The organism is Campylobacter sp. IFREMER_LSEM_CL2256 (genome assembly GCF_025771645.1).
GTDB lineage: Bacteria > Campylobacterota > Campylobacteria > Campylobacterales > Campylobacteraceae > Campylobacter_D.
Window position 1 is genome coordinate 1 of record NZ_JAKMQQ010000015.1, and the last position, 16,719, is coordinate 16,719.

Annotated in this window: 23 protein-coding genes; 5 read left to right on the plus strand and 18 right to left on the minus strand. The window is 27.3% G+C overall.

Features of this window, described 5'->3' with window-relative positions; all coding sequences use genetic code 11:
- Positions 1–90 precede the first annotated feature (90 nt).
- The gene (flhB, locus tag L8U00_RS06990) at positions 91–1,167 is read left to right on the plus strand and encodes a flagellar biosynthesis protein FlhB (RefSeq protein WP_039628948.1); all 1,077 of its coding nucleotides are present in this window, start codon (positions 91–93) and stop codon (positions 1,165–1,167) included.
- Here flhB and L8U00_RS06995 read toward each other — a convergent pair.
- From L8U00_RS06995 to L8U00_RS07075, 17 genes are read right to left on the minus strand one after another with little or no spacing between them, the layout of a single operon-like run.
- Positions 1,159–1,938 carry a sulfite exporter TauE/SafE family protein gene (locus L8U00_RS06995; protein WP_263709017.1) on the minus strand — a complete coding sequence of 260 codons (780 nt, stop codon included), beginning with the start codon at positions 1,936–1,938 and terminating at the stop codon, positions 1,159–1,161. The two genes, flhB and L8U00_RS06995, sit on opposite strands and share 9 nt — an antisense overlap.
- 12 nt (positions 1,939–1,950) lie before the next feature.
- The gene (locus tag L8U00_RS07000) at positions 1,951–2,709 is read right to left on the minus strand and encodes a hypothetical protein (RefSeq protein ID WP_263709019.1); all 759 of its coding nucleotides are present in this window, start codon (positions 2,707–2,709) and stop codon (positions 1,951–1,953) included.
- Positions 2,710–2,715: 6 nt separating this feature from the next.
- On the minus strand, positions 2,716–3,309 hold the full coding sequence (locus L8U00_RS07005; protein ID WP_263706690.1) for a class I SAM-dependent methyltransferase: 594 nt from the start codon (positions 3,307–3,309) through the stop codon (positions 2,716–2,718).
- Between the two features lie 29 nt (positions 3,310–3,338).
- Complete coding sequence (locus L8U00_RS07010) at positions 3,339–3,959, minus strand: formyltransferase family protein (RefSeq protein WP_263709020.1); 621 nt, start codon at positions 3,957–3,959, stop codon at positions 3,339–3,341.
- A complete protein-coding gene (gene pseH / locus L8U00_RS07015; RefSeq protein WP_201628841.1) occupies positions 3,931–4,464 on the minus strand; it encodes a UDP-4-amino-4,6-dideoxy-N-acetyl-beta-L-altrosamine N-acetyltransferase in 534 nt (177 codons plus the stop codon). The genes L8U00_RS07010 and pseH overlap by 29 nt, the downstream gene beginning before the upstream one ends.
- Complete coding sequence (pseG, locus tag L8U00_RS07020; protein ID WP_074692893.1) at positions 4,461–5,285, minus strand: UDP-2,4-diacetamido-2,4,6-trideoxy-beta-L-altropyranose hydrolase; 825 nt, start codon at positions 5,283–5,285, stop codon at positions 4,461–4,463. The genes pseH and pseG overlap by 4 nt, the downstream gene beginning before the upstream one ends.
- Positions 5,282–5,977, minus strand: a complete 696-nt coding sequence (gene pseF, locus L8U00_RS07025) for a pseudaminic acid cytidylyltransferase (protein WP_074692891.1) — start codon at positions 5,975–5,977, stop codon at positions 5,282–5,284. Before pseF ends, pseG begins: the two co-directional genes overlap by 4 nt.
- 27 nt (positions 5,978–6,004) lie before the next feature.
- Complete coding sequence (locus tag L8U00_RS07030) at positions 6,005–6,754, minus strand: SDR family NAD(P)-dependent oxidoreductase (RefSeq protein WP_234944987.1); 750 nt, start codon at positions 6,752–6,754, stop codon at positions 6,005–6,007.
- Complete coding sequence (locus tag L8U00_RS07035; protein WP_074692889.1) at positions 6,754–6,987, minus strand: hypothetical protein; 234 nt, start codon at positions 6,985–6,987, stop codon at positions 6,754–6,756. The genes L8U00_RS07030 and L8U00_RS07035 overlap by 1 nt, the downstream gene beginning before the upstream one ends.
- On the minus strand, positions 6,984–8,048 hold the full coding sequence (locus tag L8U00_RS07040; RefSeq protein ID WP_263709022.1) for a 3-oxoacyl-[acyl-carrier-protein] synthase III C-terminal domain-containing protein: 1,065 nt from the start codon (positions 8,046–8,048) through the stop codon (positions 6,984–6,986). Before L8U00_RS07040 ends, L8U00_RS07035 begins: the two co-directional genes overlap by 4 nt.
- Positions 8,029–8,838, minus strand: coding sequence for an AAC(3) family N-acetyltransferase (locus tag L8U00_RS07045; RefSeq protein WP_263709023.1), 810 nt, complete (start codon positions 8,836–8,838; stop codon positions 8,029–8,031). Before L8U00_RS07045 ends, L8U00_RS07040 begins: the two co-directional genes overlap by 20 nt.
- The gene (locus tag L8U00_RS07050; protein ID WP_263706678.1) at positions 8,822–9,061 is read right to left on the minus strand and encodes an acyl carrier protein; all 240 of its coding nucleotides are present in this window, start codon (positions 9,059–9,061) and stop codon (positions 8,822–8,824) included. Before L8U00_RS07050 ends, L8U00_RS07045 begins: the two co-directional genes overlap by 17 nt.
- 13 nt (positions 9,062–9,074) lie before the next feature.
- Entirely contained in the window at positions 9,075–9,305 is a 231-nt protein-coding gene (locus L8U00_RS07055) for an acyl carrier protein (RefSeq protein ID WP_263709024.1), read from the minus strand.
- Positions 9,302–10,222, minus strand: a complete 921-nt coding sequence (locus L8U00_RS07060; protein ID WP_263709025.1) for a ketoacyl-ACP synthase III — start codon at positions 10,220–10,222, stop codon at positions 9,302–9,304. Before L8U00_RS07060 ends, L8U00_RS07055 begins: the two co-directional genes overlap by 4 nt.
- Positions 10,223–10,232: 10 nt before the next feature.
- Positions 10,233–10,820, minus strand: a complete 588-nt coding sequence (locus L8U00_RS07065) for a hypothetical protein (protein WP_074692883.1) — start codon at positions 10,818–10,820, stop codon at positions 10,233–10,235.
- A 12-nt stretch (positions 10,821–10,832) separates the two neighbouring features.
- Positions 10,833–11,639 carry an AAC(3) family N-acetyltransferase gene (locus tag L8U00_RS07070; RefSeq protein WP_263709026.1) on the minus strand — a complete coding sequence of 269 codons (807 nt, stop codon included), beginning with the start codon at positions 11,637–11,639 and terminating at the stop codon, positions 10,833–10,835.
- A gap of 9 nt (positions 11,640–11,648) precedes the next feature.
- Positions 11,649–12,947: a YeiH family protein gene (locus tag L8U00_RS07075; RefSeq protein ID WP_263709027.1), complete on the minus strand. Its 1,299-nt coding sequence runs from the start codon at positions 12,945–12,947 to the stop codon at positions 11,649–11,651.
- Positions 12,948–13,192: 245 nt separating this feature from the next.
- Between L8U00_RS07075 and L8U00_RS07080 the strand changes: the two genes are divergently transcribed.
- Genes L8U00_RS07080 through L8U00_RS07090 form a run of 4 tightly spaced genes read left to right on the plus strand, consistent with a single transcriptional unit; the run spans position 13,193 to position 16,436 of the window.
- Complete coding sequence (locus tag L8U00_RS07080) at positions 13,193–14,434, plus strand: DUF2920 family protein (protein ID WP_263709028.1); 1,242 nt, start codon at positions 13,193–13,195, stop codon at positions 14,432–14,434.
- A gap of 21 nt (positions 14,435–14,455) precedes the next feature.
- Positions 14,456–15,205, plus strand: coding sequence for a hypothetical protein (locus L8U00_RS07085; protein WP_263709029.1), 750 nt, complete (start codon positions 14,456–14,458; stop codon positions 15,203–15,205).
- Positions 15,206–15,213: 8 nt separating this feature from the next.
- The gene (locus tag L8U00_RS07845) at positions 15,214–15,594 is read left to right on the plus strand and encodes a DUF2920 family protein (RefSeq protein WP_412175428.1); all 381 of its coding nucleotides are present in this window, start codon (positions 15,214–15,216) and stop codon (positions 15,592–15,594) included.
- A 17-nt stretch (positions 15,595–15,611) separates the two neighbouring features.
- A complete protein-coding gene (locus tag L8U00_RS07090) occupies positions 15,612–16,436 on the plus strand; it encodes a DUF2920 family protein (protein WP_412175429.1) in 825 nt (274 codons plus the stop codon).
- Here the strand turns inward: L8U00_RS07090 and L8U00_RS07095 are convergent.
- Positions 16,429–16,662: an acyl carrier protein gene (locus L8U00_RS07095; RefSeq protein WP_263709030.1), complete on the minus strand. Its 234-nt coding sequence runs from the start codon at positions 16,660–16,662 to the stop codon at positions 16,429–16,431. The genes L8U00_RS07090 and L8U00_RS07095 overlap by 8 nt on opposite strands.
- Between the last annotated feature and the right edge of the window lie 57 nt (positions 16,663–16,719).

Sequence of the window (16,719 nt, forward strand, 5' to 3'; positions counted from 1 at the left end):
GTGGCTGGGATAAGCTAAATCCAAGTAGTCAAATTTGTTGATACTTGGATTAAATGCTATAATTTTACTTTAAAAATTTAAAGGTTTTTTATGGCTGCTGATGATCAAGAAAAAACAGAAGAACCCACGTCCAAGAAAATAGAAGATGCTCGTAAAGAGGGCAATGTCCCAAAAAGCCAAGATGCATCTGCTGTGGCTGTGCTTGTTATAGCTGTGGTTGTGGTGTTGTTTATGTTGCCTTTTATAGGTGAGAGAATTAGCGGTTTGTATAGGTTTTATCAAAGCTTTATAGGTATAGAACTTGATTTAAAAATCTTGCAAAAAATTATTATAAAAACCATGATAGAAATGTTTATTATGGTTTTACCTATTACTTTAACGATTATGGTTGCAGGCGTGCTTGGGAATTTAATGCAATTTGGTTTTATTTTTACCACCAAGCCTATTACTCCAAATTTTAACAAAATTAACCCTATTAATGGTCTTAAAAATCTTTTTTCTTTGAAAAAAATCATTGAAGCTTTAAAAATTACTCTTAAAGTTGGAGTGGTTTTTGGAATAGCTTTTATTTTTTTATTACAATTTATGAAAGAACTTCCTAGAGTGGAGCTTTATACGATTTATCCACAACTTTTATGGCTTAGGGATAAGGCTATTATACTTGCGGCTATTGTGATTATAGCTTTTTTGATTATTGGGCTTTTAGATGTGCTTTTGGTAAGGTATCAGTACTTTAAAAATTTACGCATGAGCAAACAAGAAATCAAAGATGAATACAAACAAAGCGAAGGAGATCCTTTGGTAAAAGGAAGAATTCGTCGTTTGCAAATGGAAGCAGCAAGACGCAGAATGGTACAAGATGTCGCTAGTGCTGATGTGGTGATTACTAACCCCACTCACTATGCGGTTGCTTTGCGTTATGATAGTTCTAAAGAAGCTGCGCCAAAAGTTTTAGCTAAAGGAGTGGACTTTTTAGCTTTGCGTATAAAAGATATGGCATATGAATATAATGTGATGATTTATGAAAATCCTCCTTTAGCAAGAGAACTTTATAAAGCATGTGAGGTAAATGATCTTATCCCACCAGAGCTTTTTAAAGCAGTGGCGGAAGTTTTAAGCTTTGTCTATACTTCTAACAGACAAAAATTTGCTGATAGATTAAAATAAATTTAGCTTTTTAATCAAGCTTATAATAGTCATAGTTATAGAAAGAGTGTAGATGCCCAAAAGTGCTATGCGGTGGGATTTAAGGTTGATTTTTTCCATGATTTTAATACCAAGATAAACCCCTAGCATAGAACTAAGTCCTACTAAGCTTCCATTTTGCAAGACTTCTTTATCAATGATGTCATTATATACAAAAGAACTAATTCCTGAAATGGAAGCAAAAATCACAAAAAACAAACTAAGTGGTACTACTTTTTTAGTATCATAGCCTAAAAAATAAGCTAGAATAGGGGTGATTAAAAGCCCACCGCCAATCCCTAAAGATATAGCAAAAATTCCTGTAAATACGCCACAAATTAGCAAAATGGAATTTTTTAAGATATTAGAGTGGTTGATGTTTCCAATGGAACTTTTTTGATTAAAAGCAAATTTTAAAAAAAATACAATACTCACGCATAGAAAAATACTTGTTAAAGTTATATCTGAAAAATATGAGAGTAAAAGCCCGCTAAACATCGCACCTAAAAAGCCTCCAAAGCCTATGATGAGTCCATCTTTTAAGATTAAATTTTTCTTTTTATAGTTTAAATAGGAGCCAAAAATAGAAGCAAAAATCATTTGTACAACAGAAATTGCAACAGCATGGTGAGAGCTGAGCCCTAAAGTAAGCATGAAAGGAATGATGATCATACCACCACCTATACCAAAAACTCCTGAAGCTATACCTGAAAAAATCCCTATAATCATATAAGGAAGTAAAGTTAAATCCATAATCTATACTCTTTAATCAAAAAAATATTGAGTAAATTCTTCGCCATATTTTTGTTCTAATATCTTATAAGTGTTGCTAATATTGTTTTTAAATTCTTGTGTTTTCCATGCATTAAATGTCAGAGCATTATTTTCGTATAATTCAAAAAAATTTTGCTTGTGTTTTTCATCTAATTCATCAAGGTAAATTTTATCATTCAAAGATTTTTTAAAATACAACATTAAAGCTTCATCTAAATATTTTAAAACCATAAATACAAAAATCATAATTGGCTGTCGTCTAAGAAATTCTGTACTTTGCTTAAAATCATGAACTAATTGCTGTTTGTGCTGGCGAACTAAAGTACAAGGATGGTTTTTTTCGTTTTTATAAAATAGATCAAGAAACGCACATTCTCGTACACCTAAAAAATCTCCATCAAAATTAACTATAGGAAAATAAGGATAAATTTTACAAATTAAAGGTCTGATGCAATGAGGATGACATAGTCCTTTAGATGAACATTTGAGAAAATATATTTTTATTTTCTTTTTGTTATCTAGTGTAAAAATTTTTTCTTTAAAATTTAAAAATGTTTTATCTGAGAAATTATTTATCGATTGAAATTCTGGTTCCAGCAAAGGTATGATAACATCATCTTGATTGAGAAATTTAAAATTATCCGCATGAAAATTTTTACAACAATAACCATCACAAGTAGTGTAGCATTCCTTAAAAAAAATAAATTCTGTTTCTTGTATTTTTTTAAAAAAATTATTTTTTTTACTCATGGTAAATTACTTTGTACATATAATTTCTATTAATTTTATAGTCTGTGTTTGATTATTAAAAGTTTTTGTTAAATAATCAATTTGTATATCATTAAATTTGATGTTATTTTGTTTTAAAGCACTTAAAAATATTTCTTGTGTTATAGGTGTAGGTACTAAAACTTTATCATAAAAATCATTATTAGTACTAAAGATATATAATTTTCCATTGTCTTTTAATGCTATATTGCAAAATAATAAAATTTTTTGGATATTTATTATATCATTACATTCTAAAACACCGCAAGCATAAATTAAATCAAATTTAGAGTGATATTTTTCCATGTTTATTTTAGCAATATCTTCACAAAATACATTGTAGTTTTGCTTTTTTAAGTGTTCTATGGCTTCTTGAGAAAAATCTGTACCGATAGGATCGTATCCTTCTTGTTTTAAAAATTTTAGATTATTTCCCCAACCACATCCTATTTCAAGTATATTGATATTTTCTAAATTTTTGTTTATAAAATTTCTATAAAAGAAACTAACAAAATTTTCATTAGGATATAAAGTGCATTTTGAGCGTTCTTTATAAATTTTTTCCCAAAGTTCATTATTCATTTTTATTCCTTGCTAAGTATTATACTTAACTATTCTAAATAAATTTTTATAATAAATTTTTTTCCATTTTTATAAAAAAAAGCAGGAAATTCTTTATTATTAGAAATTCTTAAAAGATTGAATTGTTCTTCTATGGTTTTATTAATATCAAGTTCGTGATCTTTTGGAGTTCTTTTTGGATAAAAACTTTCTTTTCCTTTTTGGGGTATTTTTGTTATATTTGGAAATTTTCTTAAGAAATCAAGGCATAATTTTATGGTAAAATTTGCTTGTTTGTCTCTTAGTTCTTCATAGAGTTCTAAGCCATTTAAAACCAGTGTTTTTTGTAAATATATATCACCATTATCTGTTTTTTCATCTGCTTCAAATAAAGTAAAAGTAATTTCATTTTTTCCTTCTAAAACTTGGTGAAAAAGAGGAGCCCATCCTTTACCTTGTGGTAAATTTGAAGCATGTATGACAATGTTGTTTTTATTTTTGCTTAAAAATTCTTTCGAGATTATTCGGTGGTAGGAAAGTATAAAAACTATATCATAACCACTTATTTGTTCATGCTTGTAAAATACCAAAGAGTTAGGTATTAATTTTTGTAGTTTTTTAATATAGGGTACAAACCATTGATTAGGCGAAGTAAGTAAAGCTATTTTCATTATGCTGCCTTTTTAAGAAAGGTAAAGTTATAAGAAGTATTAAGCTTACCCCCCCCATAATATCCAAAAATAAAAACATGAGATAAAAATTATTATTTTCTTTGATTATTTTAAATTTATGTTTTAAATATAAATTTAAAGCTTTTGTGTTTTCTTTGAAAACACAAGCATTTAAAGTTTGAACTTTTAAAACATTGAAAGCATAGTTTTTAACTTCTTGCATTAAAAGTTCGCCTACATCTTTTTTTATACCATAGAGTCCAAATTCGCATGAATTGTTAGTTATATTGATAAAATCAATCACGCCTATAGCTTGTTTGCTATCATAAACTAAAAAGTATTTTTTAGTTGTATCTGTTTTTAGGCTAGATAAAAAGCTTAAATGCTCTTTTAAAGTGATATTTTGTGTTTTCATAAATTTAGCAATACTTTCATTATTTCGCCATTTTAAAACGAGCTTGATTTCTTCTTGATTTAAGTGGATAAAATCTTTTAAAACTATCATATAAAACTCTCCACTTCATAGCCTTTTTTAGCAAGCCAAGTTGCAATTTTTTCTTGATTTTTAGCATAAACTATGGCTTTAAAATTTGCTTTTAAAATCAAAGCTTCATTGACTAATGAGCTTGCGCTAATGATGAGTTTTTTACTTTCATTCATTAATCTAGCAAGGCTAGGATGGTCAATGAGAATTTGTATATTAGGGTTTTTTTGGCTTAATTTTTGAAGTAAGTTTAGATGAGAATTTGCTTTTGTGGTAGCTATGATGACAGTTTTATTTTTATTTAGTTTATTTGCTATATCAAAGGAAATATTTTTTGGATCGCTTCCCCCTATACAGATAAAATAATCATAAATTTTATCTCTTTTTATCTTGCTTTCTTGATAAAACTCATCGCGTATTAGAGCATAGGAAAAGCCACATCTTAATTCACAATATTTTGGTACTAAATTTTCATAATCACTTTCTTTAGCATAAGCATTGACATTAAGTAAAATATCGCAAAAATGTTCTTTTATCTCATCATCAAAGCTAAGAATTTTAATTCCTGTTTCTAATTTAATGAGTTTTTCATCATTTGCAGTAATCTCATAATGATCAATGATTAAAAGATCAAATTTTTCCTTTTTGATGAGATTGATGAGTTCATATATGCTAGCACTTGTTAACTCATACACAGGATAAGGAATTTCATCTATTAAAGAGCCTTTTAGTGGTAAACAAGCAAAAGATACATCTTGGTATTGTTTAGCTAGCAAAAGATCTCTTTTAATGTGTCCGTGTCCTATAGCGCTAGAACTATCGCTTCTAAAAAGAACTTTCAAATTTTGCCTTTGTTGAATTGATAAAGTATTTTAGCAAATTCTAAGTCCTCAAAGGTGTCAATATCGCAAATTTTATTCCTTGGAAGTAAAAAGGCTTTAGAATGAGGTTTAAACATAAAATCTTCTTCTAGCCATGCTTCTTTTTTACCAAAGTAAAATGCACCACCATCGTGATAAGCTTTAATAAGATCTTGTGAACGTTTATGATAATTTGACTCATCAAACATATAAACTTTGTTTTGTTCATCAAGGTAAAAACCTCTTTGTATAGGGTATTCAAATTCACAAGCTGAAAATAAAAATTTGCACTCATCTTGAATAAATTGCTTAAAAGCTTTTTGTAAGATAAACTCATCTATAAGTGGTGCAGTAGCATATAAACAACATACATTTTCATAGATTTTATCTTGCATTTTTAGGGTAATGATAGCATCTTGGATTACAGCAGTTGAGCTTGTATAATCATCACTTAATTCTTTTTTGCGCACAAAAGGAGCTTTTGCGCCATATTTTAAAGCTACTTCGATGATTTCATCATCATCACTTGAGATAATCACATCATCAAAAATGCCTGAATTTAAAGCACTTTCTACGCTATAAGCAATCAAAGGTTTTCCTAAAAAATCAATGATATTTTTTCTAGGAATGCGTTTAGAACCACCACGCGCTGGTATAATACAAAGATTTTTCATGATTTTTCAAGAGTCAAAATGTTTAATTCAAAGAGACTCTCCACCTCCGTCTATAATGATTTCTTGCCCAGTAATCCAAGATGAAGCATTGCTCAAAAGAAAACATACTAAAGGGGAGATATTTTCAACTTTTCCTATTCCTAATGGGTAAGAATTTTCAAAAGGTTCGCTATCGAAACCAATTTCTGTTAATGGAGTTTTTATAAATCCTGGTAGTATTGAATTTATTCTATATTTTGGAGCTATTTCTAATGCTATAGATTTGACTGCTGCATTTATAGCTGCTTTACTTGCACCATAGGAGCTTAATCCTTTTCCTGGAGTTTTGCTAGCAGTAGAGCTAATCCAAATAAAACTTGCCTCATCTTTTGTTTTTGCTTTTTTGTTTATTAAACCTTTTAAAATTTGTAGATTTCCAAAATAGTTTATATTAAAAATTTCTTTTGCACTATCAGTATAATAAGGAGAGTTAATTCCTAGAGGTTGTGCAATACCCGCAGCTAAAACCGCTCCGTCAAAACCTTCATATTCTTTTGCAAGTTCTAGTGTCCATTTATCAATATTTTCAAAATTTGATAAATCTTTTGAAATTATAATGAAATCATCAGGATTTTTAGCTTGTTTTTTTTGACTTAAAAGCTTATTTTTATCTCTACCGATAGCTATGATTTTAGCGCCAAGCTTATTTAGGGTTAAGGATATATGAGCTCCTATACCACTACTAGCACCTGTAATTATAAAACTTTTATTTTTAAATAGATTTTCTTTAAATATCATCAAAATTCCAATTTTTCACTAGGAATTAATGCAATTAAATCTGAAATACTTTGACAAGATTTAAGTTTTTTTCCTTCTACAAAAATATTAAATTCTTGATCATAAAAAACTGTAAGTGATAATAAAGCCAAGCTATCATATTCTTCAATGTTTTTTAATAACATATTCTCTTCTAAAGCATAATCAACTTGTAATAATTCTTCTAATTTTTTTAAAAAAATTTGTTTTGTCATCGTGTTTCCTTTTTAAATACTTGAGTTTCTTTACACCAAAAATTCTCATCAAGTGTAATTATAGCATTGGCCCAACTAAGCCCTGCGCCAAACCCGCACAAGGCAGTATTTATTTTATGATTTAGTTTATTCTGATGAGTGTTTAATGTGTCGCAAATTGCTGCAGGAATTGAAGCAGAGGCTAAATTTCCATATTTATACATAGTATCACTAGGAGTTTTTTTAGAATCTAATCCCAGTCTTTTTATAATAAGATCCACTATGCTTTTATTGGCTTGATGAAAAAAAATATAATCTAATTGCTCTTTATTGAAATTAGAAAATTTTAATAAACTATTAAAGCTTTCTGGCTCTTTGCTTATTGCAAAATTAAAAATTTCTAATCCATCCATAAAAAAGTCTTTAATAGGAGTGTTTTCCCATCCATTTTCTTCAAATTCATCACTTGTAGGTGTTTTATATGCACCAAAAGGTGTAAATAAAAATGGCACACCCTTGCCATCATTATTGATTTCAAAAAAACTTTTATTTGAAAACTCAGTGTATTCTAAGATACTAACACTCACACCATGACCTATAAGTTCATTGGTATTAAGACCTTTGTTGACAGTGTTTCCGCAAATAAATAATATTTTTTTACAACTTTGATTTTCTAGCATATTAAAAGCAACATAAAGTCCATATAAATATCCAACACATGATTGGTTAATATCAAAAGCGATAGTAGATTGAGGTAAGTCGAGTTTACCGTGAATATAACATGCGGTTGCAGGCATAAAAAAATCAGGTGTTTGTGTTGTGACAATCACGCTATCTATAGTATTTTTATCTAGCTTGTACTCATTAAAAAGTATATTACAAGCATATATTGCTAAATCACTTACAGATGTTTGTTCATCAACCAAATATCGATACTGTATCCCCGTAGATTGTTTAATTTTATTTAGTTTTTTAATATTTCCTTGATATTTTGTGTGTAATTCATCATCTATGTTAATTTTGTTATCAGGAACTACCGAAATCATTGCTGATATTTTAACATTATTGAATGAACATTGCATTTTTATTCTCTTGTTTTAATAAAGCCTTTTCGTTTTTTGCCAAAATTTTAGTTCCAGAATCGAAAAATCTTTTAATATCGATTATTGATATTTCTGCGTTTGCAAAATTTTCACACTGTATATTATTATCTTGTGTTAACATTTTTAAAATTGAATCAATAGATGTTTCGGAATTCATATCTAAGTGTCTGCAATAATACATAATATTTTTATTTGTTTTGTTTCCGTTTTCATCTATAATTAAACCACTAAAATTTTTATAAAATCTATAAGAAACTTTCATATATTCTTCTATATAGTGGATATAAGAATGATCAACATGCCTCCCACCAAATAAAACTAATTTAGCATTTTGTTGAGTCAAGATATCAAATACGCTATTTTCACCAAAACAACTATTTGTTTCTTTTAAAAATAATTTTTCTTTTGCGCCTTTAATTGCAAAAGAAAATAAAGGGTCGTTAGTACGCTTAACTCCAGGAAGCTTTCTAAAGAATTCATTTAAAACACCAATTTTTGTTTTTGAATTTAACTTATCATAAACTTTGTTATCACAAAAACTATAGGTAAAAGTTGGCATTATGAGTGTACCTTCACTTCCTATTACTTCAAAAAAACAATCTATAATGTTTTTTTGAAGATCATGAAGGTTAATTACTGGGATCCCAAAATTAAAAATTTCACTATGTATATATAGTATATCTCCTTTTTTTATGCCAAGATTTTGCAAAGTAAGTTTTAATTCGTCTGTTGTGGAGATGTGATTTTGGGTTTTAAAAAGAGGAATCATGGCTCATACTTTCTGTTATCATACGTTGTATGTTTTCAAAATTTTCAAACGCTTCAGGTTTTATAAAGTTAGACTTTATTGGTTTGTTATAGTGTTTTTCTATTTCACTAACCAAAGAAACAACATCCATACTATCTATGATTCCATCACTAAGAAGGTTTTTTGAGTTTTTATTTATATCAGATCTTCCTATATTATTAAAACATTCTTGGATTATATCCATGATAACTCCTATATTATTTCAATTTTATATATTGTTCTATATTTTCTATAGAAGTTAATTTTTCAGTATCTTCCATAGGAATTTCAATATTATATTTTTCTTGTAAGTTTAAGAAAAGGTTTGCCATATCTAAAGAGTCTATCCCTTGATCTTTTAAAGGCTTGTTTATTTCTAGTGTGTTTATATCAACTAAAACACAAACTTCTTTTAATATTTCTAAAATATCTTTAGCTTCAATTTTCATTTTTTTCCTTGTAATATAGCACTAGCCCAAGAAAGGCCTGTGCCAAATCCTGAAATTAATATATTATTATAGCATTTTTCTTTTTGAAATTCATTTTCTAACAAAATTGGTATTGAAGAAGAAACGGTATTGCCATAAAAATTTGCGTCAAATGGAACTTTTTCTTCATCTAATTTTAATCGCTGTCTAAGAGTGTCAACTATATATTTACTACCTTGATGAAAAATAAAACGATCTATGTTATTAAGATTTATTTGCTCTTCTTGTAAAAAATCCATTATATGTTTTGGTATAGTAGTAGCGCTAAATTCAAATACACCACGTCCATTCATAGACAATATATCTTTTTCACAAAGAATGTTTGTGTATTTACTGCCATCGGTTCCAAATTTAAATGATTTTATCTTATATTTATAGTCTTTATTTATATAGCTTACGCTTGCTCCATCACCAAATAATAAGGAAGTATTTTTATCATTATTATCTATAATTTTTCTATAAGGATCGCAGGTAAATAACAAACCGTGTTTTAGATTATTATTTTGCATAAAAGAAAGTATAATAGAAAGTCCATATACATAGCCACTACATCCAAGCCCCACATCAAAACAAGCGCAATTTTTGGAAAGATTTAATTTGTTATGTAAAATTGCTGAAGTATGTGGAATTTTTACATCGGGGTTTTGTGAAATTAAAATCAAGCAATCAATATTAGATAAATCAATTTTGTGTTTTATTTTTTCAAATGCCTTTAAACATAAGGTAGAAGTTTTTTCTTCATCTGAACTTTTACTAAGACTTTGAAAGCCTATTTTTTCTTTAATAAACTCATCATTGATATCAAAATCTGTTTTTCTATCAAAATTAGAAATTTTATCAGAACAAATATAAGTTCCTATATCAGAAATACCTAGCATTAACATACCTTTATTTTAAACTAAAATAAATAAATCCCATAAATTTATCATTAAAATAAATTTCACTTTTTACAATTAAAAAATTAAAATTGCTTTTAAAAACAATCTTAATAGGATAAGATTTTTCTAATGGAATGTTTTGGAATTGCAATTTTGAAAAATACCATTTTCCTTTAGCTTGAGGAAAAATATTATTTAGCAAATGCTTATTCAAAGCGACAATTTCTTCTATATAAGTAAAGTTGCTAGTATTATTTAAAATAATACTTTTTTCATCATGGTTGATAGTGGCATCTTTTGTGATGTTTTCTTCTGGATAAGGTTTAGAAAGTGTTGGTTTAGAAAGTGGATTATCGATTCCATAAAGGTAATGTGTCATGGAATCTTTTGCTATAAAATGACAAATAAATCTCAGATCTTTTAAATCATCGGGTTTGGTATCGGTTAAAGTTAAATTATTATAAGCAATATTGTGAAAAGAAATTTCAAAATTTGAAATAATATCATCTTTGTATATAGATAATAATGTATTATAAATATTTGTTCCATGTATATAATTACGATTTTCTTTAAAATTAAATTCTAGTTTTTTTATCATATCTTTTCCATTTTAAAATATAAAAGGTTTTATTTTTGGTTCTTCGCTCATCCAGGCATAAATGTTTTGTTGGAGATATTCTATGCAAGAATTGTAAAAATCTTTATAATTATAAATATAAATGGCATTTTTCCCTAAAGAAAATTCTTTGATTATGGCTTTTTTTTCTTGCAAAAAGTAGTTAAAAAAATTAATATTAAGATTTCTTTTGTAGTTTTCCTCGTAGTATTCTTTATATAATACATGAAGATAAAATTTTTTATAAGTAATTTCATCATTTAACTGTATGGGATGATTAAATTCTTTGATATATCTATAAGGAACATGCATATTAAATTCTGCATGATGAACTATGGAGCAAGTCATATTTGGCTTCATACCCATACTTATCATTAAAATATTATCATATTTAAGCATATTATCATATGGGCTTTGCAAGCCATATGCAAAAGGAATTTGACAATCGCAAATCTTTGCATTTTTACCAAATGCTGTATAGGAAGCAAAAGGATGTAAACTTCTTATGCTACCATCAAGATTTAATAAATAATTACCAAAAGCACCTAAATTTGCCCATGTGTAACGATGAAATGGAGTATTTGTATTGCAAATTTGAAAACTCATAGTTTGAGTCATTATGGTGCTTTTTTCATTGCTAGCTTGCATTATACTTTCTATGATTAAATCGAGTAAATCTTTTTTGTTATTTGAGTCAAAACGTCCAAAATTTGCTAAATTTCCAGCAATAAATACTACTTCATGTTCAGGATTAATATTTTGAGTTAGTATGTTTTTTAAATCTTGTAATTTATAATCCAAACATAATCCTTATCTTAAAAAATTTTTCCAAAAATCAACAAAGATATAATTAGATAGTATAAAACCCAAAGGAAGGTTAATTATAACACCCAAGCTAAAAGCCATTAGAGGTTTGTATCCTAGTAATAAAATTTGTTTAATATTTGCACTTAAGCCTATGCATAAAAAAGTCCAAGTAAAAATCCAATTTCTAAAATTTTTTATACTTGATAAAACTTCGCTTTGATAAATTTTACCATGATCTTGTAAAGAAATTATAAAAAATGTAGTAAAAATAGACATAAATATAAAACCTGCTATAAAAATAGGAAATCTTTGCCATATTAGTTTTATATCGGTTTTTTCGTTATTTTTCTTTTCCCAAAAAGTTATAGAAAGAAAAGCCACTAAAACAGCCCAAATACCAATAAACATATCACGACCTAGCACTTTTATTAGAGTAAAAGCTGCTATAGCTCTTTCATCTCCTATTCCCGCTGCAGCAGCTATTCCCGCTGCATCAGCAAATTCTGATGTGCCTATCCATGCTCCAGCAACTCCAGGGTCTAAATTTAAAATTTTGCACAAAAATGGTAAAAATAGTATCATTAATATTGCCCAAAATACTACTATACTAATTGTTATTGAAATATGTTCTTGTTTAGCTTTTGCAGCATTTCCTATAACTATGGCAGCACTTACTCCACATATAGATCCTCCCCCACCTAATGTTACTCCAAATTTAGGATCAAGTTTAAAAAATTTAGTAGCGATAAAAAATATAGAGAAAAAAGTGATAATTGTGATTATACAAGCTTGTATGATCGCTATAGAGCCTGCTTGTATGATTAAAGTTAGCGGTAAGGTTGCTCCCATGAGTATAATGCCTATTTTGACATAAAATTCTGTAGTCAAGGTGTCTTTAAACCATTTGGGAGTATGGAAGATATTTCCTATTAAAAGTCCTATAATTAAGGCTATTAGTGGTGTTTCTAATTGCCAAGTTTTAGCAAATTCGTGAGTGCTAATAAAGTTAGTTAAAATAGAAAGTATAAAAATAATACTGAAGTTTGTGAGGTATTTTTTAATATCATATTTCATAAAAACAAAAGCAAAAGCAAAACATAAAGCAAAAAATATATAAAATAATATAATATTAAAAATGCTAAAATAGGATATTTTTTCAAAGATATTATCAAAATTCCAAGATGCAAATTTAATATCTATAAACTTATAAATAAAATTTAAGTCGAACATCCACAATATAGATATTATAACTACAATAAAAGAACTTATGAAAATTGCTTGAATATCTTCTTTTTTAACCATTCCACTCAAAACCTTTTTAAGTTTATATAAAATACAAGTACCATGTTGAACACACAAGTTTAAAATACGAATTTGACCAATTATGTAAATACTCTTTAAAGCAAAAACGAACAATTTGATTCTTGCAAATAAAAAATAACAATAAATAACCAATCTTTTTTAAAGTATGATTGCAAAAAATTCTTGTGTGGTTTCTTAAAATATTTTGGCTATAATAGCATAAATTATAACTAAGAAAGAAATAAATGTTCATAAATCAAACTTATTTTATAGATTCTTGTAATGATGCAGAGTTAAATATAAAAAGAGAAAGTAAATTAGAATTTCAGCTTATGTATGATGACACAAAAGAAATTGAAGCTATAATGTGTATTATTCAAGGACTTGGGGCTGATATAAGAGATCCTGTTTTAAAGTTTAATATGGAGTATTTTGCATCAAAGTGTAATGTAGCAGTTTTGAGTGTAAATTATCATGGTATAGGTAATCGTCCTCAAACTGGCGCTAAGTGGTATTTAGATGATATTGATAAACTTATCTTTGATACGAGTTTAAAAGCTCTTAATATAGAAATTCCTTATGATATATCAAATCTTAACACTTTTGAAGAATTTTACCCTGCTATGGATTATCTTAATAAAGAAATTCAAAAAAAGAAAGATAATTGGGATCTTAGTAGAGATTATTATTTAGATTTAAGTGCAAGTTTACAACTTACAAATAATGAATATCAAAATTATGGTATTATGCAAACGATTGATATGATAAACACTTTGCTTTATGTAAAAACAAAAATTTTTAAAAACAATAATTTAAAAACTATTGTGGTAGGAGTTTCACATGGTGCATATATGGGCGTATTGTCTGCAAAAATAGCTCCATGGGTTATAGATGCAATCATTGATAATTCTTCTCATGTGACGCTTGAGGGAGATGCTTGGAGATATATAGGCTTTGGTAAGGAAGTTGATTATGCTCAATACTCTTGTTTTGCGACTTTTCATTATTTTAAAAATATTAGACTTTGCGCTTCTGAAAAAACACTATGGACTACAAATAAACAATCGCCTTATTATTTTTCACTTGCTAGAAAACTCATTAGAGAAACATTAAATAAAGATCATTTAAATATACAAGCAAAATATCCAAATCCAAAATATATCGCTTATCATTCTAAATTTGATGAATATGTTCCTTTGGAAGAAAAAGAAGAATATGTTAGTATTTTAAAAGAACTTGGAGTTGATGTTGAATTTACAAAAATAACAGATAATCAACAAGTTGATGGTAAATTTATTAAAAATTTAACTCATGGTATGGGTATACCTATAAAACTACTTATTAAAAAACACTTGTCACAAATTCTACAAGAACCTTTAAAAGATAAAACTTGTAAAAAAGAAATCTCATACAAGTGTGATGATTTAATATATACTTTTAAAGAGGAAAATGAGCAAATATTACTTGATGTACAAAAATTAAGCTAGAATATACAAGAAAGGAAATAGATGAAAAATTTTTTTAACTCACTGCAAGATAAAGAATTCATTTTTGCACCACAATGTTATAAAACATGTAATGGTGGATGTTGTCATAATATTCATGCACAATATTTTAAATTTAATAAATCTAGTGCGGTGATATTGCCTATGCTTGAAGTTGAATATCTTTCACTAAAACAAGCGGGCAACACATATTTAGAAAATGGAAAAGTTAATACCTTTACTTTAAAAAATGGAAAAAAAATCAATGCATATTTTGCAAAATGTGATTTAAATGGACTTTGTGATCCTCATGGTCTTAGACCTTTGATATGCAAACTTTATCCTTATTATCCTCAGGTTGATTATGATGGAAATTTTTTAGGGGTCAAACCTTGTGCATTGTTTGATATTTTTTATAAAGATACTAAAAAGCACTATTGTACCATAACTCATAGAAAAAATGATGAGTTTTTAAGGGAATTTGAGCAAAATACACAGGTGTTAAGAAAAGAACCCATAATGATATTTGTATTTAAAGTGCTTGAGGTAGTAGAAGAAACTCTTAAGCAATATACTTATGATCATTATGGAAAAGTAGTTTATCTTGAAGAATTAACGCATGAAGAAAAATTTGATTTTTTTGCTTTTCAAGAGATCAATTCTATAACTATGCAAGCATATAAAAATGAAAAATTTATTGACAAAATTCAAGATATATATGATAATCTAGAGTTGCGATATCAAGAGCAATTTACAAATTATTTTAATGATTAGAGAAAATTATGCTCAAAAATGAAACTTATTTCATAGATTCTTGTGATGATGTAGAATTAAATATAAAAAGAGAAAGTAAATTAGAATATAGAATAACTTATGATGATGAAAAAGCTATGAAAGCTATTGTTTTTATTATAGGAGCATATGGTGCTAATATTGATGTATCAATTATTGATTTTGATAGACAATATATAGCCAATAAATTTGATGTAGTAGCTGTTAATGTTTTATATCATTGCTTTGGTTGTAGAGTAAATAAAAAGGATAGAAGATATAGTGCAAAATTTGTATATGAAAAAAATGATATAAAATACTTCGAAACTCAATTAAATAAATATGATATCCCCCCCCCGTTAACCTCTATGATATTGATAAAGAAAATATAAAACAATATATATCATATTTGGATTCTACACTTGGTTTTTTTAAACAAAAAGATATATTAAAAAAAGATTTTAAATTTTATCTTACATCAACTTTGCTACCGCCAAACAATGAATATCAAAATTATGGTATTATGGCTGCTATTGATCACATAAATGCTTTAAAAAATCTGTGTAAAAAATTTCCTGATTTTGAAAAATTACCAAAAATTTATGGAGGAGTGTCGTATGGAGGTTATCTTTCTTTATTGTTGACTAAAATTGCTCCTTGGTATGTTGATGGGGTGATAGATAATTCTGGCGAAGCAATGCTGGTATTAAACTATATCATAGGAAGAAGCTTCGATACGCCCGAGGTAATTTATGATTCCAAAAATTTAAAAATAGGGTGTTTTTTGAAGACTTATTGGAATGCCAATAGGGAGTCGCAATATTGTTTTAAAGATGAGAATTATGAAATAAGAACTTTATTAAATCAAACACACTTGATTTTACAAGCTCAAAAAAATAAAAATATAATATATATTAGTTATCATAATTTTAATGATAAAATGGCTTCTTATGAATTTAAAAGTCAGTATATAAAAATTTTAGAATTATTGGGATATGATGTCAATTTTAATTTAATAAGTGAGAAAGACATTGATGGTAAATTTATTAAAAATTCTTCCCATGGAAGTGGAATAAATACCAAATCCTTGTTTAGCAAGGAATTGCCAAAAATGCTTGAAAAATTAAAAGATAAAACCATTGATATAAAAGAAGATAGCATAAGCTATCCTTGCAAGGATAAAGTTTTTACTTTTAAAGATAAGGGTGATAAATTTGTGCTTGAGATTATATAACTTTCTCAAGCATATTTTTTATTGCAGAAAAATCTTCAAAATTATCTGGAGTTATATATTTAGCATCTAAACTTTTTCCAATAAATTTTTCTATTTCTAGGATTAATTTCATCATATCCATACTATCAATAATATCATCATCTACTAAATTACGACTATTTTCGTTAATGTCATTTCTGCTAATTGCGTTAAACATATTTTGTATATTTTCAAGTGTAATATCCATCAAATTTTCCTTTAAATACTAAAATTTTAAAATTATACCATATTTAATTTTGCAAAA